Source organism: Streptomyces sp. NPDC107528 (assembly GCF_055639295.1).
In genome coordinates this window covers 299,504-324,596 of the sequence record NZ_JBVKAV010000001.1, presented here as the reverse complement: position 1 = coordinate 324,596, position 25,093 = coordinate 299,504, and the positions used below count along the sequence as shown (strand labels likewise).

20 protein-coding genes are annotated in these 25,093 nt (G+C 70.3%); 10 read left to right on the top strand and 10 right to left on the bottom strand.

The annotated features are described in order from the left end of the window. Positions 1-172: 172 nt before the first annotated feature. Positions 173-2,443: an MMPL family transporter gene (locus ACZ7L5_RS01535; RefSeq protein WP_471513421.1), complete on the bottom strand. Its 2,271-nt coding sequence runs from the start codon at positions 2,441-2,443 to the stop codon at positions 173-175. Between the two features lie 175 nt (positions 2,444-2,618). Here ACZ7L5_RS01535 and ACZ7L5_RS01530 point away from each other — a divergent pair, with 175 nt between their 5' ends. Further along, positions 2,619-3,791: a sensor histidine kinase gene (locus tag ACZ7L5_RS01530; RefSeq protein WP_471513419.1), complete on the top strand. Its 1,173-nt coding sequence runs from the start codon at positions 2,619-2,621 to the stop codon at positions 3,789-3,791. Further along, on the top strand, positions 3,766-4,428 hold the full coding sequence (locus tag ACZ7L5_RS01525; protein WP_190094168.1) for a response regulator: 663 nt from the start codon (positions 3,766-3,768) through the stop codon (positions 4,426-4,428). The genes ACZ7L5_RS01530 and ACZ7L5_RS01525 overlap by 26 nt, the downstream gene beginning before the upstream one ends. Positions 4,429-4,558: 130 nt before the next feature. Here the strand turns inward: ACZ7L5_RS01525 and ACZ7L5_RS01520 are convergent, their stop codons facing one another. After that, positions 4,559-4,891 (bottom strand): hypothetical protein, encoded by a 333-nt coding sequence (locus ACZ7L5_RS01520; protein ID WP_471513417.1) that lies wholly within the window; start codon positions 4,889-4,891, stop codon positions 4,559-4,561. A gap of 125 nt (positions 4,892-5,016) precedes the next feature. Between ACZ7L5_RS01520 and ACZ7L5_RS01515 the strand changes: the two genes are divergently transcribed. After that, on the top strand, positions 5,017-5,838 hold the full coding sequence (locus ACZ7L5_RS01515; protein ID WP_471513415.1) for a rhomboid family intramembrane serine protease: 822 nt from the start codon (positions 5,017-5,019) through the stop codon (positions 5,836-5,838). 6 nt (positions 5,839-5,844) lie between these two features. Here the strand turns inward: ACZ7L5_RS01515 and hemE are convergent, their stop codons facing one another. Continuing rightward, entirely contained in the window at positions 5,845-6,900 is a 1,056-nt protein-coding gene (gene hemE, locus ACZ7L5_RS01510) for a uroporphyrinogen decarboxylase (protein WP_328878568.1), read from the bottom strand. Positions 6,901-7,004: 104 nt separating this feature from the next. On the opposite strand from hemE, the gene ACZ7L5_RS01505 reads away from it, so the two are divergent. The 5 genes from ACZ7L5_RS01505 (at position 7,005) to ACZ7L5_RS01485 (ending at position 13,787) form a co-directional block, all read left to right on the top strand. Next, a complete protein-coding gene (locus ACZ7L5_RS01505; RefSeq protein WP_362386782.1) occupies positions 7,005-7,682 on the top strand; it encodes a DUF3000 domain-containing protein in 678 nt (225 codons plus the stop codon). Between the two features lie 304 nt (positions 7,683-7,986). Next, positions 7,987-8,649: a response regulator transcription factor gene (locus ACZ7L5_RS01500; protein ID WP_003997051.1), complete on the top strand. Its 663-nt coding sequence runs from the start codon at positions 7,987-7,989 to the stop codon at positions 8,647-8,649. Between the two features lie 177 nt (positions 8,650-8,826). Continuing rightward, positions 8,827-10,107: an HRDC domain-containing protein gene (locus ACZ7L5_RS01495; protein WP_471513413.1), complete on the top strand. Its 1,281-nt coding sequence runs from the start codon at positions 8,827-8,829 to the stop codon at positions 10,105-10,107. Positions 10,108-10,437: 330 nt separating this feature from the next. Continuing rightward, the gene (locus tag ACZ7L5_RS01490) at positions 10,438-11,664 is read left to right on the top strand and encodes a thiolase family protein (protein ID WP_362386778.1); all 1,227 of its coding nucleotides are present in this window, start codon (positions 10,438-10,440) and stop codon (positions 11,662-11,664) included. Beyond that, on the top strand, positions 11,661-13,787 hold the full coding sequence (locus tag ACZ7L5_RS01485) for a 3-hydroxyacyl-CoA dehydrogenase NAD-binding domain-containing protein (RefSeq protein ID WP_471513411.1): 2,127 nt from the start codon (positions 11,661-11,663) through the stop codon (positions 13,785-13,787). The genes ACZ7L5_RS01490 and ACZ7L5_RS01485 overlap by 4 nt, the downstream gene beginning before the upstream one ends. Positions 13,788-13,924: 137 nt before the next feature. On the opposite strand, the gene ACZ7L5_RS01480 is transcribed toward ACZ7L5_RS01485, so the two are convergent. Then, a complete protein-coding gene (locus ACZ7L5_RS01480) occupies positions 13,925-14,941 on the bottom strand; it encodes a hypothetical protein (protein ID WP_471513409.1) in 1,017 nt (338 codons plus the stop codon). A 95-nt stretch (positions 14,942-15,036) separates the two neighbouring features. On the opposite strand from ACZ7L5_RS01480, the gene ACZ7L5_RS01475 reads away from it, so the two are divergent. Together ACZ7L5_RS01475 and ACZ7L5_RS01470 are read left to right on the top strand one after the other, a co-directional pair. Then, a complete protein-coding gene (locus ACZ7L5_RS01475; RefSeq protein WP_471513407.1) occupies positions 15,037-15,942 on the top strand; it encodes an NAD(P)-dependent oxidoreductase in 906 nt (301 codons plus the stop codon). Positions 15,943-16,027: 85 nt separating this feature from the next. Continuing rightward, on the top strand, positions 16,028-16,387 hold the full coding sequence (locus ACZ7L5_RS01470) for an NTP pyrophosphohydrolase (protein ID WP_365057620.1): 360 nt from the start codon (positions 16,028-16,030) through the stop codon (positions 16,385-16,387). 39 nt (positions 16,388-16,426) lie between these two features. Here the strand turns inward: ACZ7L5_RS01470 and ACZ7L5_RS01465 are convergent, their stop codons facing one another. The 6 genes from ACZ7L5_RS01465 to ACZ7L5_RS01440 form a co-directional block, all read right to left on the bottom strand. Continuing rightward, a complete protein-coding gene (locus tag ACZ7L5_RS01465) occupies positions 16,427-17,950 on the bottom strand; it encodes an amino acid permease (protein WP_471513405.1) in 1,524 nt (507 codons plus the stop codon). 146 nt (positions 17,951-18,096) lie between these two features. After that, a complete protein-coding gene (gene dxs / locus ACZ7L5_RS01460; protein WP_471513403.1) occupies positions 18,097-20,025 on the bottom strand; it encodes a 1-deoxy-D-xylulose-5-phosphate synthase in 1,929 nt (642 codons plus the stop codon). Positions 20,026-20,210: 185 nt separating this feature from the next. Then, positions 20,211-21,503 (bottom strand): sugar ABC transporter permease, encoded by a 1,293-nt coding sequence (locus ACZ7L5_RS01455; protein ID WP_471513401.1) that lies wholly within the window; start codon positions 21,501-21,503, stop codon positions 20,211-20,213. Further along, complete coding sequence (locus ACZ7L5_RS01450) at positions 21,500-22,291, bottom strand: ATP-binding cassette domain-containing protein (protein ID WP_328878578.1); 792 nt, start codon at positions 22,289-22,291, stop codon at positions 21,500-21,502. The genes ACZ7L5_RS01455 and ACZ7L5_RS01450 overlap by 4 nt, the downstream gene beginning before the upstream one ends. Positions 22,292-22,514: 223 nt before the next feature. Further along, a complete protein-coding gene (locus tag ACZ7L5_RS01445; RefSeq protein ID WP_328884294.1) occupies positions 22,515-23,618 on the bottom strand; it encodes a substrate-binding domain-containing protein in 1,104 nt (367 codons plus the stop codon). 133 nt (positions 23,619-23,751) lie between these two features. Then, on the bottom strand, positions 23,752-24,951 hold the full coding sequence (locus ACZ7L5_RS01440; protein WP_328878579.1) for an ROK family transcriptional regulator: 1,200 nt from the start codon (positions 24,949-24,951) through the stop codon (positions 23,752-23,754). Positions 24,952-25,093: the final 142 nt, after the last annotated feature.

Below are 25,093 nucleotides of genomic sequence, written 5' to 3'. Positions count from 1 at the left end.
CTTACGTGACGCGAGCGCAACTGGCACTCCCGACAGCCACCTCGCCGGTCTCCACCTGCGCGCCTCGATGATCTGGATCAAGGACCTCACCAGACCACCCGATGATCACGACTCGACAGGCCCCTGGGTGACGCGCTGAGGTGCCGGACGCCAAGGGCGGGCAGGAGTCGAGTCAACGGTCAACCAGCCGTGGACGCGGGGCCTCACCCGTGGATTCCGCGTCGGTGTCGTCGGTGCCGACCGGGCCGCGGGGAAGCATCCGGTCCAGCCACTTCGGCAGCCACCAGTTGCTGCGGCCGAGGAGTGTCATGGTCGCCGGTACCAGCACCATGCGTACGACCGTGGCGTCGATGAAGATCGCGGTGGCCAGGCCGAGCCCGAACATTTTGGTGGAGGGGTCCTCGGCGACGGCGAAGGACAGGAAGACCGCCACCATGATGAGGGCGGCCGAGGTGATGATCCGGGCGGTGCGCGAGACGCCCTCGACGATCGCCGTGCCGTTGTCGCCGGTGCGCAGGTACTCCTCGCGCACGCGGGAGAGGAGGAACACCTCGTAGTCCATCGACAGGCCGAACAGGATGGCGAAGAGGAACATCGGGATGAACGACACGATCGGAACCGTCGCTTCCAGCCCGATGAGTGCGCCTCCCCAGCCCCACTGGAAGACCGCGACCATGATGCCGTAGGCCGCGCCGATGCTCAGCAGATTCAGCAGTACCGCCTTGAGCGGTACGAGTATCGAGCGGAAGACCAGCATCAGCAGGAGGAACGACATCGCCAGCACGGCGGCGACGAACATCGGCAGGCGTTGGCTGGTGCGTTGGCCCACATCGGACAGGCTCGCGGCTGCGCCGCCGACGTGGGCCCTGGCCGGGCCGTGCCCGATCGCCGTGGGCAGCACGTCGGTGCGCAACCGGGCGATGGTGTCGGCCGTGGCCTTGTCCTGAGGGCTGGTGGTCGGGAACACCACGAGGGTCGCGATGCCGGTGGCCCGATCGATGTGCGTCGGCGCGACGGATGCGATGCCCGGATCCGCCGCGACCGCCCCGACGAGTCGGTCCAGCACTCCCGGATCACCGGTGGGGTCCGCGGCGATGACGAGGGGACCGTTGGTGCCCGGGCCGAATCCCTCGGCGACGAGGTCGTAGGCCCGGCGCTCGGTACGGCTGTGGGGCAGTGAGCCGTCGTCGGGCAGACCGACGCGCAGGCCGAGCACGGGCAGCGTGGCGGTCAGCAGCAGCCCCGCCGCGCCGACCGCGTACGGCACCGGGTGCCGGCTGACGTGCCCGATCCAGCGGCGCCACCCGGCGGCGTGGGCAGCGCCCACCGCCGGGTGGCGCCGCCGCGCGAGTCGGACCGGCTTCCTGGTCTGCAGGGCCCGGCCGATCCGGCCGGATCGGGCCAGGCGCGGGCCGGCCGCGCCGAGGAAGGCCGGCAGCAGCGTCACCGACGCGAGCACCATGATCAGGACGACGATCGAGACGGCGAGCCCGCCCACCGTCATGAACGGCACGTTCGCGACCGCCAGGCCGAGGATCGACACGACGACGGTGCCGCCGGCGAAGACCACCGGCCGCCCCGCCGTGGCCACCGCTCGTCCGGCCGCCTCGTGCGGATCCAGCCCGCGCGCGAGGTACTCCCGGTGCCTGGCGAGCACGAACAGCGCGTAGTCGATGCCCACTCCGAGCCCGACCATGCTGCCCAGGACCGGTGCGAAGGTCGGGACGTCCGTCACCCCCGCCAGTACCGTCATCGTGGCGACCCCGACGGTCAGCCCGAAGACCGCCATGCCGATCGGCAGCGCGGCGGCGACGAGCGAACCGAACGCCAGGAACAGGATCGCGGCCGCGGCGAGGAGGCCGATCAGCTCGCTCGCGCCGCCGTCGGGGTCGGAGAAGGCGTAGAAGAGGTTCCCGCCCATCTCGATGCGCAACGGCAGCTCGGCGCGCAGCCGGTCGCCGAGATCGACGAGGGCGTCGAGGTCTTCGGCCGACAGTCGGCTCTGGTCGGGGTACTGCACCCGGACGACCGCGATCCGCCCGTCGGCCGAAACGAGGCCGCCGCGCACGGCGGTGTCCCCGCCCGCGTCGAGCGCCCCCGCCGGGTCGCTCGTGCCGAGCACGTGCGGCAGCCGCTTCACCTCGGCCCGCAGCCGCGTGAGAGCGGTGCGCGCGCCGTCGTCGTCGAAGAACGTCGCACCGTCGTCGAGGGGGGTGACGACCACTTGGGCGGTCATCCCCTCCTGGCCGGTGCCTGCCCGCTCGATCAGTTCCGCGGCCCGTCGGGAGTCCAGTCCCGGAGCGGTCATCGAGTCCGCGGTCCGCCCGCCGAAGGCGACGGCGGCGAGGACGGCGAGCGTGGCGGCGATCAGCCATGCCGCGATCACCCGCCAGGGATGGCGGGCGGCGCTTGCGCCCAGGCGCAACAGGGCTTTCGAGAGCATCGGGTCCTCCAACCACCTCGTCGGCCGTCCTTGTACGGCCGCCGATGCCGAGGCTCGTCGCCACGGCGCTCCGCGGCATCGGCCCGCGGGCCGCGGATCCGTCGGCCCCAAGTCGGAGTGACACCCCGTCCTTTCGGCTGATGCGCGGCACGGCGCGGTCCCTAGGCTGAGAACCGTGCTGCGAGACGACCTGCGAACCCTGTGGACCGAACCCCGGCCGCCCGGCGCGCCCGCCCGGGTGCGGCGGGACTGGGCGCTGCTCGCCGCGGGCCTTGCCGGTGTGGCGCTGGAGGCCACCCTGCGCGAGAACGTCGTGTGGCGGCCGGTGGCGGTGGTGTTCGCCGTATGGCTGTGCCTGCTGCCCCTGTGGCGCCGGACCCGCCCGCTGGCGATGGTGACGCTGGCGTTCGGCTCGGTGGTCCTGCTTCAGGTGGCCTCGCTCGTCGCCGCTCCTCGCGAGCCCGTCGGCCTGTACACCGGCGCGGTCGTGCTCGTGCTGGTGTACGCGTTGCCCCGGTGGGGATCGGGACGCGAGATCGTGCTGGGCGGCGCGGTGATCCTCGCGGCCGGGGCGCTGTGTTCCGTCACGGACGAGACCCCGGTCGTCGAGAACCTCGTGGGCATCGTCTTCCTGCTGCTGCCCGGCGTGGTCGGGGCTGCCGTGCGGTTCCGGGTGACCGCTCGCGAGCGGCAGTTGGACCAGGTGCGCTCCCGCGAGCGCGAGCAGCTCGCCCGGGAACTGCACGACACGGTGGCCCACCACGTGTCGGCCATGGTGATCACCGCCCAGGCGGGCCGGGTGCTCGCGGGCACCGACCCGTCCGCCGCCGTCGAGGCGCTGGAGGGGGTCGAGGAGGAAGGGGCGCGCACGCTGGAGGAAATGCGCGCCATGGTCGCCGCACTGCGCGACCGCGGCGTCGGCGCCGAGCTGGCGCCCCCTGCCGGAGTCGCGGATCTGGAGCGCCTGGTGCGCACCCCGGGTGGCCGCCTCAGGGTCGACCTGGGGCTCGACGGCGAACTGGACGCGCTGCCCCCGGCCGTGGACGCGGCCGTCTACCGGATCGTGCAGGAGTCGGTGACCAACGCGCTGCGCCATGCGGTCGACGCGACCGAGCTCGTCATCCGGGTCGCCGCCGAACGGCACACGGTACGGGTAAGTGTGCGCGACAACGGCCAACGCACCGGCCGGGGTCGCGACGGATACGGACTTACCGGACTGCGCGAGCGCGCGACCCTGCTCGGCGGCACACTACGAGCCGGCCCGGGTCTCGACCGGGGCTGGCATGTCGACGCCGAACTGCCGAGGGCGAGGAGCGAGAGCGGTGTCCATTCGCGTCCTCGTCGCTGACGACCAGACGATCATCCGCACCGGGTTGCGGATCATGCTGAACGCCCAGCCCGGCATCGAGGTGGTCGGCGAGGCCGCCGACGGGCGGGAAGCGGTACGTCTGGCCCGCGAACTGCGCCCCGACGTCTGCCTGTTCGACATCCGCATGCCCGTACTCGACGGGCTCGAGGCCACCCGGCTGGTCGCCGGCCCGGGCGTCGCCGACCCGCTGGCCGTGGTCGTCATCACCACGTTCGACCTCGACGAGTACGTCTACGGCGCGCTGCGTGCCGGCGCCCGCGGATTCCTCCTCAAGGACACGGGACCGGACCTTCTGGCACAGGCCGTGCGTTCGGCGTCCGACGGTGAGGCGCTCATCGCGCCCAGCGTCACCGTGCGCCTGCTCCAGGCATTCGCGGACCTGCCCGCCGGCCGGCCCGCGGCCCAGCCGGTCTCCCCCGTCACCGCCCGCGAGGAGCAGGTGCTCCTCGCCGTCGCCCGCGGGCTGACCAACACCGAGATCGCCGACGCACTGCACATCAGCCTCAGCACGGTGAAGACGCATCTGGCCAGCCTGATGGCCAAACTCGGCGCCCGCAACCGGGTCGAGATCGCGATGTGGGCCTACGAAACGCGCCGTATCCTCCCCGGCACCTGAGCCGGGTGCCGGGCCGTGTCCCATGCCCCAGAGCGTGACGTACCAGGAGGCCGGAACCGGGACGGTGCGACACCCGATACGCCAAGACTCCCGACAGCTACCACCCGATGCTCACGACTCGATTCGCGCCCTAGGCGGATCCGTTGATCCGCTCAATGGCCTGCCGAGCCTGCTCAGTCGGCGGCCGCGACGGCAAGGACGACACGGACGCGCTCACACTCGGCGGCATCGCGGCAGCGGGCTGCTCCCCCGCCGGCTTCGCATGCGCGGCCCCCGGCCGAACCGACCGCAGCCGATGGCTGACGGCCTCGTCCAGCGTCACCGGCCGCTGCATCTGCGAAGCCAGGCGGCCGGCCTCCTGCCCCAGCCGAGCCACGTCTTCCCACGGCAGCCGCACCACCACCGCGATCTCGGCCTCCCCGTCGGGCAACGCGTGAATCGGAGGAGTAACTCGGTCGTTCATCGCCTGTTCCTCACGTAGACCCCGCGACCCGCCTTCCCCGTGCCGCGGGCGGTTGCCGACACATACGCGCGCGACGACGGGCCCGTTCACCGATTCGTGGCAGACATCGGGGGCAGATACACCTCGTGGTCATCCCCGTCCATGACGTGAACCCGGTGCGCCGCACCCCCTGGGTGACATACGCACTGATCGCCGCGAACGTCCTCGTCTTCCTGTCCACGCCCGGCACGGCGGGCACCGTGGCCGGCGAGAGCAGCCTGTCCCAGCTGTGCCATTTACACGCGTTCCTGGACCAGTACGCGGCGGTGCCGAGGGAGTTGATCCACGGTCAGCTCCCGGGAGTGGTGCCGACCGGCGAGGTCGCCGTCGGCCCGCGGGGCCCGGGCTGTGTGATCGGCCCGCCAGGCTACGACAAGTCCCCCGCCCTGTCGGTCTTCACGGCGATGTTCCTGCACGGCGGCTGGCTGCACCTGCTGGGCAACATGCTGTTCCTGCTGATCTTCGGCAACAACATCGAGGACCGCATGGGCCACGTGCGGTACTTCCTCTTCTACGTCGCCTGCGGATACGCGGCGTCGTACGGCTTCGCGCTCCTCAACGACGACTCAGCCGAACCCCTGATCGGCGCCTCCGGAGCCATCGCGGGCGTACTGGGCGCCTATCTGGTGCTGTATCCGAAGGCCAGAGTGTGGGTCCTCGTGCCGTTCCTGATCTTCCTGCCGCTACGCCTGCCCGCCTGGCTGGTGCTCGGCTTCTGGTTCGTGCTGCAGGCGGTGTACTCGAACGGCGACGGCGTCTCCGACGCGGGCACCGTGGCCTATGCGGCGCACATCGTCGGCTTCCTGGCCGGCATGGCGCTCGCGTGGCCGCTCAAGCCGGGGACACCACCGCCGCCGGAGCCGCGCGGCCTGCTGTTCGGCAGGAGAGCGCGGCCCCACACGTGGTGAGCGCCGTCAGCGAGCCGTCTGCTTGTGGACGTACTCGACGAGGCGGGTCAGCGCGTCCGGGTCCGTGGACGGCATGACGCCGTGGCCGAGGTTGAAGACGTGGCCCTCCAGACCGGCGGCCGTGTCGAGGACCTCGCGGGTCTTGGCCTCGACGGCCTCGGTGCCGGCGAACAGGACCGTCGGGTCCAGGTTGCCCTGGAGCGCCTTGCCGGGGCCGACGCGGCGGGCGGCCTCGTCGAGCGGGACGCGCCAGTCGACGCCGACGACGTCCGCGCCGGCCTCGCCCATGAGCTTCAGCAGCTCACCGGTGCCGACACCGAAGTGGATGCGCGGGACGCCGTAGGACTCGACGGCCTTGAAGACCTTCGAGGAGGCGGGCATCACCGAGCGCACGTAGTCGGCGGGGGCGAGCGCGCCGGCCCACGAGTCGAACAGCTGGACCGCGGAGGCGCCGGCCTCGATCTGCACCTTGAGGAACGCAGCCGTGATGTCCGCGAGGCGGTCGAGCAGGTCGGCCCAGAGCTCCGGGTCGCCGTACATCATCGCCTTGGCGTTCTCGTACGTGCGGGACGGGCCGCCCTCGACGAGGTAACTCGCAAGGGTGAAAGGCGCGCCCGCGAATCCGATGAGCGGAGTGGCCCCGAGCTCGCGGGTGAGCAGGCCTACGGCCTCGGTGACGTACGAGACGTCCTCGGGGGTCAGGTCACGCAGCTGGGCAAGGTCGGCGCGGGTGCGGATGGGGCGCTCGACGACCGGGCCGATGCCGGGCTTGATGTCGAGGTCGATGCCGATGGCCTTGAGCGGGACGACGATGTCGCTGAAGTAGATCGCCGCGTCCACGTTGTGCCTGCGTACGGGCTGCAGGGTGATCTCGGTGACCAGCTCCGGCCGCATGCAGGAGTCGAGCATCCCGATGCCCTCGCGGACCTTGCGGTACTCCGGCAGGGAGCGCCCGGCCTGCCGCATGAACCACACGGGCGTGTGCGGCACGGGCTCGCGCCTGCACGCCTTGAGGAAGGCGGAATCGTACGTGGCGGTCGGCGGCGTCTGGTTGGCACTCACGGGGGCAAGTCTCGCACGGCCGCAACAGGGCCGGCGCTGGGGTTGCCGTGTTGTCCGGGTGTCCCTCCCTGCACGAAGCCCCGGTTCCCCTTAATCTTCCCGGCATGGCTGCGGCTCAGGGAAGACTGTCGGACGGCAGTGGCGGAATGGATGAGGCGAGGGACAAAGGGGAGGCGGACCGGCATTCGAGCAGTACGGCTCCACCGGCGTTCCGCGCCGCGGTCGACGCCCTGCGCAGCAGTCGGTTGCGGCCGCAGATCGAGGTCGAGCAGACCAAGGCGCCCCAGCGCCTGGCTCCGTACGCGTACGCGCTGGAGGCCACCGTCGTCGACGGCGACCACGACCTGGCCGACGGCCGGCTGGTGCTGCTGCACGACCCGGCGGGTCACGACGCCTGGCGGGGCACCTTCCGGCTGGTGACCCTGGTGCGGGCGGAGCTGGAGCCGGAGATGGCCGTCGACCCGCTGCTGCCCGACGTGTGCTGGTCCTGGCTGACCGGCGCGCTCCAGGCGCGCGGGCTGTCGTACGGCGAACCGAGCGGCACGGTCACACGGGCGAGCTCCCACTACTTCGGCGGCCTGTCCGAGCGCCCGGCGTCCTCGCAGATCGAGATCCGTGCCTCCTGGACGCCGCGCGAGGGCCTGGGCGGCGTTCCGGACACCGCGGCCCACCTGACGTCCTGGTGCGATCTGCTCGCCCAGGTCGCGGGGCTGCCTCCGGCGGGTCCGGGCGACGCGTCGGTGGTGACGCTGCCGCAGCGGCGGGACCCGCAGTCCCGCTGACCGCCTCTCGCCCCCTCACCCCATAACCGAAACTGACTCCGTAGCCGTCACTTGCCGTGACGGCTTCTCGTCGTGCCCGCCACGCACGGTGACCGCCACCGATTTGACCGTCACTTTGTCGATACGGCCACTTTCGGTCAGGAACCGCCCTTGATCGAGCCGATTTCCGCGCCAGTCGATCGACCGTGTGTCTGAATTGCCCCGATTGTTACTCACTAAATCGTGATCTTTCTCTAAAGGGCCACGGGTTTGGTGCCGAAGACGACTGTGACCTTGAAAGCCGTCCCCGCACCCAGGAGGCCTGGTGTCCGTTCTCCTTGAGCAGCCCGCAAGCCTGGTCGCCTACCGCCCGAACAAGCCGACCGCCATGGTGGTCGTGGCCGATCCCCGCGTCCGCTCCACCGTCACCCGTCATCTCTGGGCGCTCGGCGTACGCGACGTCATCGAGGCCTCGTCCATCGCGGAGGCTCGTCCCCGCATCGGCAACCCCCGCGACATCTGTGTCGCCGACGTCCACCTGCCCGACGGCTCCGGCCTCACCCTCCTGTCCGAGACCCGTGCCGCGGGTTGGCCCAACGGCCTCGCCCTCTCCGCCGCCGACGACATCGGCGCCGTTCGCAACGCCCTCGCCGGCGGCGTGAAGGGTTACGTCGTCACCGGCACCCGCACCAACGTCGGGCTCCCCACCCGGCCCGGTGCCGCTCCCATCGGCGCCGCCGCCGCCCGTATGCACCGTCGCCACCCGGGCGCCCCGAGCCACCCGGGCGGCTACCGCGAGCTGTCCGGTCGCGAGGTCGAGGTGCTGCGGCTGGTGGCGGAGGGCCAGTCGAACAAGGCGATCGGCGTCTCGATGGGCCTGTCCGCCCTGACCGTCAAGAGCCACCTCGCCCGCATCGCCCGCAAGCTCGGCACCGGTGACCGCGCCGGAATGGTCGCCGTGGCCCTGCGGACGGGCATCATCCACTGAATCCATGAACGCTTGATCATTCACCGACGTGAACGGGATCGGCCGCTGATCCCGCCCGCGTCCCTCATCTGTCGTGGACCGGAACCTTCACGTGACTGACTGGTTTACGACCCTCAGGCGCCCGCCGACGGAACGTTCCGTCGGCGGGCGCTGTCCATACACAGATACCCTTGACATGTGACCGACGCCCAAGAGACCGCAGCAGACAGTTCACTGCGAACCACCGGAGGCGCCCCTCCGGAAGACAACGGGTCTTCTGTTGCGGAGGCGCCGATCCCTTTGCTGGAGCCCCGCGAGGGTATTCCGCCCGTGATCGCCGACGAGGCCGCGCTCGCTGAAGTGATCGCCGCCTTCGCCGCCGGCTCCGGCCCCGTGGCCGTCGACGCCGAACGCGCGTCCGGGTACCGATACGGCCAGCGCGCCTATCTCGTGCAGCTGCGCCGCGCGGGCGCGGGGTCGGCCCTGATCGACCCCGTGGCCTGTCCCGACCTGTCGGGACTCGGCGAGGCGCTGTCCGGCGTCGAGTGGGTGCTGCACGCGGCCACCCAGGATCTGCCCTGTCTGCGCGAGATAGGCATGGTGCCGACCCTGCTCTTCGACACCGAGCTGGCCGGGCGACTGGCCGGTTTCCCGAGAGTCGGCCTCGGTGCGATGGTCGAGGGCGTGCTCGGATTCGTCCTGGAGAAGGGTCACTCGGCCGTCGACTGGTCGACGCGGCCGCTGCCCGAGCCGTGGCTGCGGTATGCGGCGCTGGATGTCGAGCTCCTCGTGGATCTGCGCGACGCGCTGGAGAAGGAGCTGGACCGGCAGGGGAAGCTGGAGTGGGCGCGGCAGGAGTTCGAGGCGATCGCGACCGCGCCGCCTGCGGAGCCGCGCAAGGATCCGTGGCGGCGGACGTCCGGGATGCACAAGGTGCGGCGGCGTCGGCAGCTGGGCGTCGTGCGGGAGCTGTGGGAGACGCGTGACCGTATCGCCCAGAAGCGGGACGTGTCGCCGGGCAAGGTGCTGTCGGACGCGGCCATCGTGGAGGCCGCGCTTTCCCTGCCGGGCAATGTGCACGCCCTCACCGCGCTGAACGGGTTCGGGCATCGCATGGGGCGGCGGCAGCTGGAGCAGTGGCAGGCCGCCGTCGATCGTGCGAAGGCTTTGACCGAGTCGCAGTTGCCGGCGCCGGGGCAGCCCGTCACGGGGCCGCCGCCGCCGCGTGCCTGGGCCGACAAGGACCCTGCTGCCGCGGCTCGGCTCTCCGCGGCTCGGGCCGCCGTGTCCGCGCTGGCCGAGCAGCTCAACATGCCGCAGGAGAACCTGATCACTCCGGACACCGTGCGGCGGGTCTGCTGGGAGCCGCCGAAGGTCGTCGACGCCGAGTCGGTCGCGGAGTCGCTGGCCGGCTACGGGGCGCGGGCCTGGCAGGTCGAGCAGGTCACGCCGGTGTTGGTTGCCGCCTTGTCCGCCTAACGGCGCCTGGCCGGAAGACGATCAGCGTCGGCAGGATCACCAGCACCGCTCCTGCCGAGATCGCTTCCCGGTGGGCGCCGAACGGGCCCTTCAAGCGGAACAGCGACGTCGAGATCACGCCAAGATCTTCGGCGCCTGCGCCGTCCAGCCGGGCCGCCTCGTAGGGGGCCCCGGAATGAACCTCGGCACCCACCCCGCGATGTGACCTTCGCCGCTCCCCCCTCCAGGACTGTGCAGCTACGTTACTCATAAGTAGCATGAGCCTGAGCGCGCGCTCAGCGCTTGCGCAGCGCAGCAGTGCAGATCCCGCACCTCTGGAGGAGAGCCATCGTGCCTCGTACCGTCAGGGACGTCGTCTTCGTCGACGGCGTCCGCACCCCGTTCGGCAAGGCGGGCCCGAAGGGCATCTACCACGAGACCCGCGCCGACGACCTCGTCGTGAAGGCGATCCGGGAGCTGCTGCGCCGCAACCCCGGTCTCGACCCGAAGGAGATCGACGAGGTCGCCATCGCCGCGACCACGCAGATCGGTGACCAGGGCCTCACCCTCGGCCGCACGGCCGGCATCCTCGCGGGCCTCCCGCAGTCGGTGCCCGGCTACTCCATCGACCGCATGTGCGCCGGCGCCCTGACCGCCGTGACGTCCGTCGCCGGTTCGATCGCCTTCGGTGCCTACGACGCCGTCATTGCGGGCGGTGTCGAGCACATGGGCCGCCACCCGATGGGCGAGGGCGTGGACCCCAACCCGCGCTTCGTCAGCGAGAAGCTGGTCGACGAGTCGGCGCTGTTCATGGGCATGACCGCCGAGAACCTGCACGACCGCTACCCGACGATCACCAAGCAGCGCGCCGACGAGTACGCGGTGCGTTCGCAGGAGAAGGCCGCCAAGGCGTACGCCAACGGCAAGATCCAGCAGGACCTGGTGCCTGTCTCCGTGCGCCGGACCAACGCCGAGGCCGGTGAGACGGGCTGGGGCCTGGTCACCGCCGACGAGCCGATGCGTCCGGGTACGACCCTGGAGAGCCTGTCCGGCCTCAAGACGCCGTTCCGCGTCCACGGCCGGGTCACCGCCGGTAACGCGGCCGGTCTGAACGACGGCGCCACCGCCTCGATCATCGCGAGCGAGGACTTCGCCCGCGAGAACAACCTGCCGGTGAAGATGCGCCTGGTCTCGTACGCCTTCGCGGGTGTCGAGCCCGAGGTCATGGGCTACGGCCCGATCCCGGCGACCGAGAAGGCCCTCGCCAAGGCCGGCCTGTCGATCGAGGACATCAACCTCTTCGAGATCAACGAGGCCTTCGCCGTCCAGGTGCTCGCCTTCCTGGAGCACTACGGCATCGCCGACGACGACGCGCGCGTCAACCAGTACGGCGGCGCCATCGCCTACGGCCACCCGCTCGCCTCCTCGGGCGTCCGTCTGATGACGCAGCTGGCCCGCCAGTTCGAGGAGCAGCCGGAGGTCCGCTACGGCCTCACCACCATGTGCGTCGGCTTCGGCATGGGCGCCACGGTGATCTGGGAGAACCCGCACCACAAGGACGCCGGAGGCGACAAGTGAGCACCGCTGAGCTTCTCAAGGGAGCGGCCGAGCTGTTCCCCGACGAGGTCGTGACGTCCGCGCACGTACGCCACCTCGACCTGCCGTTCGGCGCCGGGCGCTTCGCCCTGATCACGCTGGACAACGGCTTCGACCACACCAAGCCGACCACCTTCGGCCCGCAGTCGCTGGCCAACCTGGACATCGCCATCGACCAGGTCGAGGCGGAGGCCGCGGCCGGCGACATCGTCGGCGTCGGCATCACCGGCAAGCCGTTCATCTTCGCCGTCGGCGCCGACCTCAAGGGCGTCGAGCTCCTCAAGGAGCACAAGGACGCGCTCGCCATCGGCAAGGGCGGCCACGAGGTCTTCAAGCGCCTCGCCGGTATCGCCGTCCCGACCTTCGCGTACTACAACGGCGCCGCGATGGGCGGTGGCGTCGAGGTCGGTCTGCACTGCAAGTACCGGACCGTCTCCAAGGCGCTCCCGGCCTTCTCGCTCCCCGAGGTCTTCCTCGGCCTGGTCCCCGGCTGGGGCGGCTGCACGATCCTGCCGAACCTGATCGGCGCCGAGAAGGCCGTCTCGGTGATCATCGAGAACAGCCTCAACCAGAACAAGCAGCTCAAGGGCCAGCAGGTCTTCGACCTGGGCATCGCCGACGCCATCTTCGAGGGCGCCGACTTCCTGGAGCAGTCGCTGATCTGGACCGCCCAGGTGGTGAAGGGCGACGTCGAGGTCGAGCGTCCGGTGATCGACCGCGGTGAGGCCTGGGACCAGGCCGTCGCCAAGGGCCGTTTCATCGCGGACTCCAAGGTGCACGGGGCCGCTCCGGCCGCCTACCGCGCCCTCGACGTCATCGCCGCCGCCAAGAACGGCGACCTCCAGCAGGGCTACGACGCCGAGGACAAGGCGCTCGCCGACCTGATCATGGGTGGCGAACTGCGCTCCGGCATCTACGCCTTCAACCTGGTGCAGAAGCGCGGCAAGCGCCCGGCCGGCGCCCCGGACAAGAACCTGGCGCGCCCGGTCACCAAGGTCGGCGTGGTCGGCGCGGGCCTGATGGCCTCGCAGCTGGCGCTGCTCTTCCTGCGCCGCCTGGAGGTCCCGGTCGTCCTCACGGACATCGACCAGGAGCGCGTCGACAAGGGTGTGGGCTACGTCCACGCCGAGATCGAGAAGCTGCTCGGCAAGGGCCGTATCAACCAGGACAAGGCCAACCGCCTCAAGGCGCTGGTCAGCGGTGTGCTGGACAAGGCCGAGGGCTTCGCGGACGCGGACTTCATCATCGAGGCCGTGTTCGAGGAGATCGGCGTCAAGCAGCAGGTGTTCGCGGAGGTCGAGGCGGTCGCCCCGGCGCACGCGATCTTCGCCACCAACACCTCGTCGCTCTCGGTCTCCGAGATGGCGTCGAAGCTGAAGAACCCCGAGCGGGTCGTCGGCTTCCACTTCTTCAACCCGGTCGCGGTCCTGCCTCTGCTCGAGATCGTCCGCGGCGAGAAGACGGACGACGCCTCCCTGGCCACGGCCTTCGCCGTCGCCAAGAAGCTGAAGAAGACCGCGGTCCTGACGAAGGACGCCCCGGCGTTCGTCGTGAACCGCATCCTCACCCGCTTCATGGGCGAGATCCAGAACGTCATCGACGAGGGCACCCCGGTCGAGGTCGCCGAGAAGGCCATCGAGCCGCTCGGCCTGCCGATGTCCCCGCTGGTGCTGCTGGAGCTGGTCGGTCCCGCGATCGGTCTGCACGTCTCCGAGACCCTCAACCGGTCCTTCCCCGACCGCTTCACGGTCTCCCCGAACCTCGCGGCCGTCGTCAAGGCGGGCAAGCGCGGCTTCTACGTGTACGACAGCGGGAAGCCCGAGCTGGACCCGGAGGTCGCCGCGCTGCTCAAGCAGGGCGACACCGTCCTCACCGAGGAGCAGGTCCGCGAGCGCGTCCTCGACGCCGTCGCCCAGGAGATCGGGCTCATGCTCGACGAGGGCGTCGTCGCCGAGGCCCAGGACATCGACCTGTGCCTGATCACGGGCGCCGGGTGGCCCTTCCACCTGGGCGGCATCACGCCGTACCTGGACCGCGAGGGTGTCTCCGAGCGCGTGAACGGCAAGAAGTTCCTGGCGCCGGGCGTGGCGTCGGTTCCGGCGTAACACGACTCGTACGCCAGTAAGGGCCCCTGCTCCGGCAGGGGCCCTTTCGCGTGGGTGGGGGCCCTTCGCGTGGGTGGAGGGCCTGTTGCGTGAGTGGGAGTCGTTCGCGTGGGCGGCGGGTCGGGACTCCCGGGGGGTCAGACCTCTCGCCAGGCCTCCAGCGCCAGCCCCGGCTCCTCCTTGCGTCGGGTCACCAGCAGCTGCCCGGTCGACGGGGACATCGTGGCCGCCACGACCCGCTCGTCCTCGTCCAGCGCCAGCGCCACCACCGCGTCCGCCGCGAGCTGCGGTCCGGACTCCGTCCACCACGCCCCCGCCGACTCCTGCTCCGTCGGGTAGGCGGCGAAGGCGACGCGTCCGCTCGCCGAGCGCTGGGCGAGCAACGTGCAGTCGTGGCCGTCGAGTTCGCAGCGGATCACGGAGACCGCGCCGGGGCCTGCGGACGCAAGCAGCGTGACCGGCTTGGTGCCGGGGCGCCAGGCACACAGGTCGCCGGAGTCGTCCGCGTAGAAGAGGGTGGTGTGCTCGGCGGAGGTCGCGAGGGCGCGGAGGGTGCCCGGGCGTACCGGGGTCTCCATCGCCTCCTCCAAGGCCGGGACGGCGCCCGGACTCTCCTGCCGCCAGTGCAGGATGGCTCCGGGGACTGCCGCGTACAGCTCGACGAGCCCGGACTCCCCCGTCACGGCGGCCAGCCGCTCGTCGACCTCACGCCCCTTGAGGTCACGCCACGGACCCCAGCCGCCGACCGCCTTCTGCCCGAGCATGCTCACTCCGCCCGCCTTGTTGCGGACGAAGACATGGCACCGCCCTTGCGCGTCGACCGTGACGGCGGGCATGCCCGTGCGGTCGCCGGTCCGGTTCGGGTGGCCGATGGGGATCCAGTCCAGGGCCGCGAGGCGCGGGCGGAAGTGCGTGGAGTGCACGAGGCCTGCCTCGCCCGGCTTGGTGGGACGCCAGGCGGCCAGATGGGCGTAGCGGTCGGCGCCCTGGCCGACCGCGGGGCCGGGGCGCAGCTTCTGCTCGCCGCCGAGCCGACGCGGGGGTTCCCATGGGCCGCCGGGTCCGAGTTCCGCCCGGCACAGGACGGCGTCGTCGGTCGGCAGATAGACACTGAGGCGGCCGTCGCGGCCGCGGATGAGCCAGTCGCCGTTCACCGGTTCACTCTATTCGGGGGCGTGCGGACGGCGTGCCCCGGCCCCGGGCAAGCTGGATCACAGCAACGTCCGCACGAGAACAGGAAGTCGACGTCATGACCGACAAGCTCACCGTGAGCGTCCTGGGCACCGGAATCATGGGCGCCGCCATGGCCCGCAATCTGGTCAAGGCGGGGCACACCGTCCGCGCCTGGAACCGCACCCGCCCCAAGGCCGAGCCCCTGGCCGCCGACGGCGTCCTCGTCACCGACACCCCCGCCGAGGCGGTCCGGGACGCCGACGTCGTCCTGACCATGCTGTACGACGGTCCCGCGACGCTGGACGTCATGCGGGACGCGGCGCCCGCACTGCGCTCCGGTGCCGTCTGGGTGCAGTCGACGACCGCCGGCATCGAGGGGATCGCCGACCTGGCCGCCTTCGCCCGCGAGCACGACCTGGTCTTCTACGACGCCCCGGTGCTCGGCACCCGCCAGCCGGCCGAGGCCGGTCAGCTCACCGTGCTGGCGGCCGGGCCCGTCAAGGGGCGCGAGACGGTGACGCCGGTGTTCGACGCCGTCGGCGCCCGTACGGTATGGACCGGCGAGGACGGCGCGGCCGGTACCGCGACACGGCTGAAGCTGGTCGCCAACAGCTGGGTGCTCGCGGTGACGAACGCGGCCAGTGAGGTGCTGGCGCTGTCCAAGGCGCTCGATGTGGATCCGCAGCGGTTCTTCGAGGTGATCGACGGGGGTCCGCTCGACATGGGGTATCTGCGGGCCAAAACGGGCCTGGTGCTCAACGGCGGGCTGACCCCGGCCCAGTTCGCGGTGTCCACGGCGGCGAAGGACGCGCGGCTCATCGTGGCGGCGGGCGAGCGGCACGGCGTACGCCTGGATGTGGCCGCGGCGAGCGCGGAGCGGTTCGAGCGGGCCGCAGCACAGGGGCACGGGGACGAGGACATGGCGGCGGCGTACTTCGCGAGCTTCGCGGAGGACTTCGACGAGGACAAGGCCCCGGAGTGAGCCGTGCGACCCTTGCCCCATGACTGCCGACGTCCCCCCGCCTGACGGCGTCCCCCCGGCTGAAGACGTCCCCCCGTCCGACGACATGCCCCTGCTCGTGATCGTCGACGCCGCGAACGTCGTCGGGTCGGTGCCCGACGGATGGTGGCGGGACCGGCGGGGGGCCGCGGAGCGGCTGCGGGACCGGCTGGCGGCGGACGGAGTGCCGGGGCGTGCGGGGCCCGTTGAGATCGTGCTCGTGGTCGAGGGGGCCGCCCGGGGTGTGGAGAGCGTGCCGGGGGTACGGGTGGAGTCCGCCGCCGGGAGCGGCGACGACCATATGGTCGAGCTGGTCGCGCGGGCGGACGGACGGCCCTGCCTTGTGGTGACCGCGGACCGGGAACTGCGGCGGCGGGTGTCCGAGTTGGGGGCGGACGTGGCAGGGCCGCGCACGGTCCGGCCGTAGCCGGCTGCCGTACGCGGCCCTTGCAGCCGTCGGTTCCGCCTATGCGGTGTCCCCGGGCTCTCTCTTGCCCACCTCGGCCGCGGTCGTCTCCTCGTTCCGTCCGAGGCGGCTGTGGGAGCGGCCGTAGAGGAAGTACACGACCGAGCCGACGGCCATCCAGATCGCGAACCGGACCCATGTCTCGGCAGGCAGGTTGATCATCAGCCACAGTGAGGCCAGCACCGACAGGATCGGGAGGAACGGCACCCACGGGGTGCGGAAGGACCGGTGCAGGTCGGGGCGGGTCTTGCGGAGGATGATCACGCCGATCGCCACGACCACGAAGGCGAACAGCGTGCCGATGTTCACCAGCGCGGCGAGTTCGGTCAGCGGGGTGAAGCCGGCCAGGACCGCGATGATCACGCCGAGCAGGATCGTCGGCCGGTGCGGCGTCTTGAACCGGGGGTGGACGTGCGAGAAGAAGCGGGGCAGCAGTCCGTCCCGGCTCATCGCGAAGAAGACACGGGTCTGGCCGAGGAGCAGGATCATGCAGACCGTCGTCAGGCCGACCGCGGCGCCGAAGCTGATGAAGCCCGCGAACCAGGGATGCCCGGTGTCCTTGAACGCGTCGGCGAGCGGGGCGTCCACGGACAGCCGGCTGTAGTGCTGCATGCCCGTGACGACGATCGACACGAGGACGTACAGCGTGGTGCAGATCACGAGTGAGCCGATGATGCCGCGCGGCATGTCGCGCTGCGGGTTCTTGGTCTCCTCGGCCGCCGTGGCCACGACGTCGAAGCCGATGAAGGCGAAGAACACGACGGACGCGGCGGTGAAGATGCCCATCACGCCGAAGTTGGACGGGGCCCAGCCGAACATGAGCTGAATCAGCGGGGCGTCGAGATTGCTTGCGGCCTCCACCGTCTGGGTCTTCGGGATGAACGGGTCGTAGTTGTCGGCGTCGATCAGGAACGCGCCGGCGATGATCACGGTCAGGACGACGGCCAGCTTGATGGCGACGACCAGGGACGTGATCCGCGCGGACAGCTTCATGCCGAGGACGAGGATGAAGGTCAGGACGAGGACGAGTGCGGCGGCGAGGATGTCGAAGCCGAAGGCGTCGGCGCCCTCCCGACTGCCGAGGACGTCGGGCATCGTCCAGCCCGCGTTGTCCATGAGCGACTGGATGTAGCCGGACCAGCCGACGGCCACCACCGCCGTCCCGAGCGCGAACTCCAGGACCAGGTCCCAGCCGATGATCCAGGCGGGCAGTTCACCGAGGGAGGCGTACGAGAACGTGTACGCCGACCCGGCGACCGGGAGGGTGGACGCGAACTCGGCATAGCAGAGCGCGGCCAGCGCGCAGACGACGCCGGACACGACGAACGCCAGGGCCACCGCGGGCCCGGCGTTGTCCTTGGCGACGGTGCCGGTCAGGACGAAGATGCCGGTGCCGATGATGACACCGACGCCGAAGACGGTCAGATCCAGCGCGGACAAGGACTTCTTGAGCGCGTGCTCTGGCTCCTCGGTATCGAGGATGGACTGCTCTACTCTCTTCGTCCGGAAGAGTGTGCTGCTCACGGTCGTACCTCCCACACTTGTCGTCCTCGACATGATCGAGAGGGGGCGTGGTACGCCTGCCCCGACGCGGGGGGATTCACACAGATGGGCCGGTTCCGCCACCGACACGAGTGGCGGAACCGGCCCATCCGGCTGTACCGGTGTTGTCAGTCCCGGGCGGGCTCCACCGAGTCGACGTCGGCCGCCGTGCGGTCGAACCGGCCGTCCAGCTTGGAGACCAGCCCGGTGACCTGGCGGGCGATGTCGGGCGCGGTGAGGCCGATCTCGGTCATGACCTCGGCGCGGGAGGCGTGGTCGAGGAAGCGCGGCGGGATGCCGAAGTCACGCAGCGGGACGTCGACGCCCGCGTCGCGCAGGGCCTGCGCGACCGCCGAGCCGACGCCGCCGACACGGGAGTTGTCCTCGACGGTGACGACCACGCGGTGCCGCTCGGCGAGCGGGGCCATGGCCTCGTCGACGGGCTTGACCCAGCGCGGGTCGACGACGGTGGTGGTGATGCCCTGCTTGTCGAGCAGACCGGCGATCTCCAGGCACATCGGCGCGAGGGCGCCGACGGAGACGAGCAGCACGTCCGGGGTGTCGGTGCCGGGCTCGCGCAGCACGTCCATGCCGCCGACGCGGCCGACGGCGGGGACGGCGGGGCCGACGGCACCCTTGGAGAAGCGGACCACGGTCGGCGCGTCCTCGACCTGGACGGCCTCGCGCAGCTGCGCGCGCACCTGGTCGGCGTCGCGCGGGGCGGCGAGCCTGAGGCCGGGCACGACCTGAAGGATCGACATGTCCCACATGCCGTTGTGGGAGGCGCCGTCGGTGCCGGTGACGCCGGCCCGGTCGAGCACGAAGGTGACCCCGCACTTGTGCAGCGCGACGTCCATGAGGACCTGGTCGAAGGCGCGGTTGAGGAAGGTGGCGTAGACGGCGAAGACGGGGTGGACGCCGCCCGTGGCCAGTCCCGCCGCGGACACGGCACCGTGCTGCTCGGCGATGCCGACGTCGTAGATGCGGTCCGGGAAGGCGTCCGCGAACTTCTTGAGGCCGACGGGCTGCAGCATCGCGGCCGTGATGGCGACGATGTCCTCGCGCTCCTTGCCGAGCTGGACCATCTCGTCGCCGAAGACCGACGTCCAGTCGGCGCCCGAGGCCTTGATGGGCAGGCCGGTGTCGGGGTGGATGGGACCGATGCCGTGGAAGCGGTCGGCCTCGTCCTGGAGGGCCGGCTGGTAGCCGCGGCCCTTCTCGGTGAGGCAGTGCACGATGACCGGGCCGCCGAAGCGCTTGGCGCGCGCCAGGGCCGACTCCAGCGCCTCGATGTCGTGTCCGTCGATCGGCCCGACGTACTTCAGCCCGAGGTCCTCGAACATGCCCTGTGGCGCGATGAAGTCCTTGAGGCCCTTCTTGGCCCCGTGCAGGGTCTCGTAGAGGGGCCTGCCGACGACCGGGGTGCGGTCGAGGATCTCCTTGGTGCGGGTCAGGAAGCGCTCGTAGCCGTCGGTCGTCCGCAGCGTCGCCAGGTGGTTCGCGAGACCGCCGATGGTGGGCGCGTACGACCGCTCGTTGTCGTTGACGACGATGACGAGCGGGCGGTCCTTGGCCTCGGCGATGTTGTTCAGCGCCTCCCAGGCCATACCGCCGGTCAGCGCGCCGTCTCCGATGACGGCGACGACGTGGTCGTCGCGTTTGCGCAGCTGGTTGGCTTTGGCGAGGCCGTCGGCCCAGCCGAGGACCGTGGACGCGTGGCTGTTCTCGATGACGTCGTGCTCGGACTCGGCCTGCGAGGGGTAGCCCGACAGGCCGCCCTTCATCTTCAGCCGGCTGAAGTCCTGGCGGCCGGTGAGCAGCTTGTGGACGTAGGACTGGTGGCCGGTGTCCCAGAGCACCTTGTCCTTGGGCGAGTCGAAGACCCGGTGCAGGGCGATGGTCAGCTCCACCACACCGAGGTTGGGGCCGAGGTGGCCGCCGGTCTTGGAAACCGCCTCGACGAGGAAGGTCCGGATCTCCTCGGCCAGCTGGTCCAGCTGCTCAGGGCTGAGCCGGTCCAGATCGCGCGGTCCCGTGATGCGGGTCAGCAGCGGCACCCGTGCCTCCTTGCAGTAGAGCTGTTGCCGGGCTTGTCGAGTCTAATGTTCCGCTCAGGCGGAAGGTTCCCGGCCCACCCGTCGTGGGTCACGCGATCGGCTGTACCCAATTTGTGCCGTTCCTACGACATGACTGTGCCCGGCACCGCCATTGGTGCCGGGCACAGGGCCTGTGCGCGAGGGTGCTACGCGCGACCCGCGGTCTTCTGCGTCTTACGGGTGATCGAGTCGATCACGACCGTGGTGAGCAGAACACCGGCGGTGATCATGTACTTCACCGGCTCGGCGATGGACTCCAGCTGCAGGCCGTACTGGATCGAGACGATCACCAGCACACCGAGCAGCGCGTTCCAGGTGCGGCCACGTCCACCGAACAGGGACGTACCACCGATGACGGCCGCCGCGATGGCGTTCATCAGCAGGTCACCGGTACCGGCGCTCTGGTTGGCGGAGGCGATCTTCGAGGCCAGGAACAGGCCACCGATCGCGGCGAACCCGCCCGAGATCGCGAACACGGTGATCCGCACCATGGTGACGTTGATGCCCGCACGACGCGAGGCCTCGACGCTGCCACCGAGGGCGAAGACCTTTCGGCCGTACGAGGTACGCCGCAGCAGGAAGTCCGTGCCCACCAGGAACACCAGGAAGATCACCGTGGCCAGCGGCAGGCCCTTGTACTGGTTGTACATGACCGCCGCGGCGAAGGAGACGACGCCGAGCAGTGCCGTCCGCATGATCGTGTCGCTCATCGGGCGGAACGGGATGCCCGCGGCCTGACGGCGGCGGTTGCCCAGGAACGAGGTGATGAAGAACACCGCGGTCACCACGGCCGCCAGGCCGTACGCGGCCGCCACGTCCGTGAAGAAGTACGTCGTCAGCTTGCCGATCAGACCGTCGCTGTCGAGGTTGATCGTGCCGTTCTCACCCAGTGTCTGGAGCATGAAGCCGAGCCAGAACAGCAGACCGGCCAGCGTGACGGCGAACGCGGGAGCGCCGAGCACCGCGAAGAAGAAGCCGTGTGCCGCGCCGATGACGGCGCCCGCCGCGACGGCGATGAGCACGGCCGCCCATTCGGGCCAGCCCTGGTTCACCGCGAGGACGGCCGCGATGGCGCTGGACGCGCCGCTGACCGAGCCGACGGACAGGTCGATCTCGCCGAGCAGCAGCACGAAGACGATGCCGACGGAGATCATGCCCGTGCCGACCATCGTGACGGTGATGTCGCTGATGTTCTGCGCGGACAGGAAGGCCGAGTTCAGGCTCTGGAAGATCACGCAGATGGCAACCAGGCCGAGGATGACCGGCAGGGAGCCCAGCTCACCGGCCTTCAGCTTGCGCCGGAACTCGGTGAGGTAGCCGGCCAGACCCTGCTCCTGCACGAGCAGGCGGGGGTCGACGGCGGTCACCGCGGCCGCGGCGGCCTCGGTGTTGAGGACCTCGTGGTCCTGCGACGTCGTGGAGGTCTTGTCGATGCTCACTTGGAAACCTCCCCGTTCGTGCGCGCCGCACGGCGGGTCACGGCGTTCTCGGTGGCGCCGGTGATGGCGGAGATGATCTCCTCCTGCGAGGTCGTCTTGACCTCGAAGACGCCGTTGTTGCGGCCGAGCCGCAGCACGGCGACCTTGTCCGCGACGGCCTTCACATCGGCCATGTTGTGGCTGATGAGGATCACGGCGTGCCCGCGCTCACGCAGCCGCTCGACCAGGTCGAGGACCTGGGCGGTCTGCTCGACCCCGAGGGCGGCGGTGGGCTCGTCGAGGATGACCAGCTTGGGCTCGCCGAGCATGGAACGCGCGATGGCCACGGTCTGGCGCTGACCGCCGGAGAGCGAGGCGATCGGGATACGCACGCTGGGGATGCGGATCGACAGCGTCTGGAGCAGCTCCAGCGAACGGCGCTCCATCTCGACCTCGTCGAGGACACCGCGCTTCTTCAGCTCGCGGCCCAGGAAGAGGTTGCCGACGACGTCGATGTTGTCGCACAGCGCGAGGTCCTGGTAGACCGTCGCGATGCCCAGGCTCTGGGCGTCGTGCGGCCGGTTGATCTGGACGGACTTGCCGTCCCACTCGATGACGCCCTCATCGATGGGGTGCACGCCGGCGATCGTCTTGACCAGCGTGGACTTTCCGGCGCCGTTGTCGCCCACCAGGGCGACCACTTCACCGGCGTGGACCTCAAGCTCTACGTCGGTGAGCGCCTGAACGGCACCGAACCGCTTGGAGACCCCGCGCAACGCCAGCACGGGCGTAGCGGACACGTGAACCATCTCCTTCGCCGCCTGACCCGGCGGAAGGGTTGTGCAGAGAAATGCAGGGTGGGTGGGCGGGGGATACCCGCGGGGGTTCCGTCCGGCGCCCCGCGCCGAGCTTGCGGGGCTGACTGATGCGCGGGGCGCCGGAGGAGTCTGTAGCAGTCGTGCCCCGTGCGGGAATTCAAGGGTGAATTCCCGCATCTGGAAAGGGGCCTGAGCCTGCTTTCGCCGCTACGGCTCAGCCGGTGACGCCGGCCTTGTCGCAAGCGGCCTTGTACTTGCCGGTGCAGATCTCGTCGACCGTGTAGACGCCGTCCTTGATGACGGTGTCGTTGATGTTGTCCTTCGTCAGCGAGGTGACGGGCACGAGCACCGACGGGATGCCCTTCTCGCTGCCGCTGTCGACCTTGTCCTTGGCGATGGAGTCGAGCGACTTGCCCTGGGCGAGCGCGACGGCCATCTCGGCCGCGGCGGTGGCCTCGGGGGCGTACGGCTTGTAGACGCTCATGTACTGCTCGCCGGTGACGATGCGCTGCACGGCGGCCAGCTCGGCGTCCTGACCGGTGACCGGGACGCTGATGCCCGCGGCCTTGAGCGCGGTGATGATACCGCCGGCCATGCCGTCGTTGGCCGAGTAGACGCCGGCGATGTTGTTCTTGCCGACCGCCGAGATCGCCGCCTCCATCTCGGAGTTGGCGTTCTCCGGCTTCCACTCCTTGGTGTCGTACTCCTTGGCGATGGTGACCTTGCCGTCGAGCGCGGAGTGGGCGCCTTCCTTGAACTGCGCGGCGTTCGGGTCGGTGACCGAGCCGTTGATCATGACGACCTTGGAGTCCTTGGTCGCCTTGTCGCCCAGCGCCTTCAGCAGGGCCTCGCCCTGGGTCTTGCCGACGGACACGTTGTCGAACGAGGTGTAGGCGCTGATCGGGCCCTCGGCCAGACGGTCGTAGGCGACGACCTTGATGCCGGCGTCGACGGCCTTCTGCACGGAGTTCTTGATCGCCTTGGCGTCGACGGCGTCCAGGATGAGGACGTCCACCTTGTTGGTGATCATGGTGTCGACCTGCTGGGCCTGCAGGTTGGCGTCCTGCTTGGCGTTGTTGTAGTCGATCTTCGCCTTGCCGTCCGTCAGCTCCTTGATCTTTTCCTCGATCAGCGGCCGGTCGAACTTCTCGTAGCGCGCGGTCTGGTTCTCCGGGAGCAGGAGACCGACCTTGATGTCATTGCCCTTGGCGGCGGAGGCGGTCGAGTCGTTGTCGCCGCCGGCTTCCTCGGCGCTGCCACAGGCAGCCAGCGAGACGGCCATCGCACCTGCGGCAATGGCAACGGCGGCACGACGCATACGCGTGTTCACTTCAGAAACCTCCCTGACGAGGCCGCGACGTTGCGGCCGAGGTGGCTGGAAGTCAACTCGGCCACACGTGCGACGTCAAGAAGTAAATCCTTAACGGGTTGGCAACGGTGCCATACGTTCTCTAAGTGAAGGCAGGCGTGGCCGCGTGCAGCGTGCTGTCCAAAAGGGTTGAATCCCCCATCTCGCTGAGCGCGAGCGCGAGGGCTCCGAGCACTTCCGCACGACCGCCAAGTGCCCCGGGGAGAACGGACAGTTGGCGCGCCGCGCTGGGAATGGCGTAGCGGCCGACAGACTCCCGGATGGGCCCGAGGACCAGCTCACCGGCCTCGGCGAGATCACCGCCGAGGACCACGCGGCTCGGGTTCAGGAGGTTGCAGAGATTCGCGACTCCACTGCCGATGTGGCGGCCGACGTCGGCGATCACGCGACGGCAGCCCGGGTCTCCGTCCCTGGCCAGCCGCACGACACCCTCCATGGTGAGGTCGGTGCCGTGGCTGGACTGGAGCAGCGGAAGCACATAGCGCGCGGCCGCGAAGGTCTCCAGGCAGCCCCGGTTTCCGCAGCGGCAGACCGGGCCGGATTCATCCAGAGTAATATGCCCGATTTCTCCCGCTGTGCCGCCCGGGCCCCGGTAGATCTTGCCGCTGATCACGAGGCCGGCGCCGACACCGCTGGCGACCTTGATGTACGCCAGGTCCCGCACGCCCCGCCCGCTGCCCCAGACCAGCTCGCCCAGGGCGCCCAGGTTGGCGTCGTTGTCCACGTGCACGGGCACGCCGAGCCGGCCGCGCAGCTCCTCGGCGGGCTTGGTGCCGGTCCAGCCGGGCAGGATGGCGGTCGAGCCGAGGGTGCCGGACTCGACGTCGATCGGGCCGGGCACGCCGAGGCCCACCCCGGCGATCTTGGACCGGTCGACGCCGGTCGCCGCGATCAGCCGGTTGACCAGCTCCTCGGCCCGGTCGAAGCCCTGCGTCGAGGAGGCGTCGACATCCAGCGGCTCGGCCTCCTCGGCCAGCACCTGGTGGGCGAGGTTCCCGACCGCGACGCGCAAATGGGTGTGCCCGAAGTCGACCCCTATGACGATCCCGGCATCCCCGCTCAGGGAGACGCTGCGGGCCCGTCGGCCACCCGCCGAGGTGGGCGTGACCTCGACCGTGCCGCCGTCCTTGAGCTCCCGGACGATGTTGGAGACCGTCGCCGCCGACAGACCCGTGGTCCTGGCGATCTCCGCCTGGGTGAGCGATCCGGCAAGCCGGACGGCCCGGACGACCCGCTCCAGGTTGGCTCGGTGCAGCGACGACTGCGACCCCGGAGTCTCCACGACGACCTCCTGCGCGCGGAGCGCTTCGATGAGGCCCCGTCCGTGTCCAACTAGTGAACTCTAAGCTGAGCTGTTCGGGTTGCCTCCCGTCAAGAGGTTGAACCGGATCCGGAAGTGTGCACACGCACGCGTGAGCCGTCCC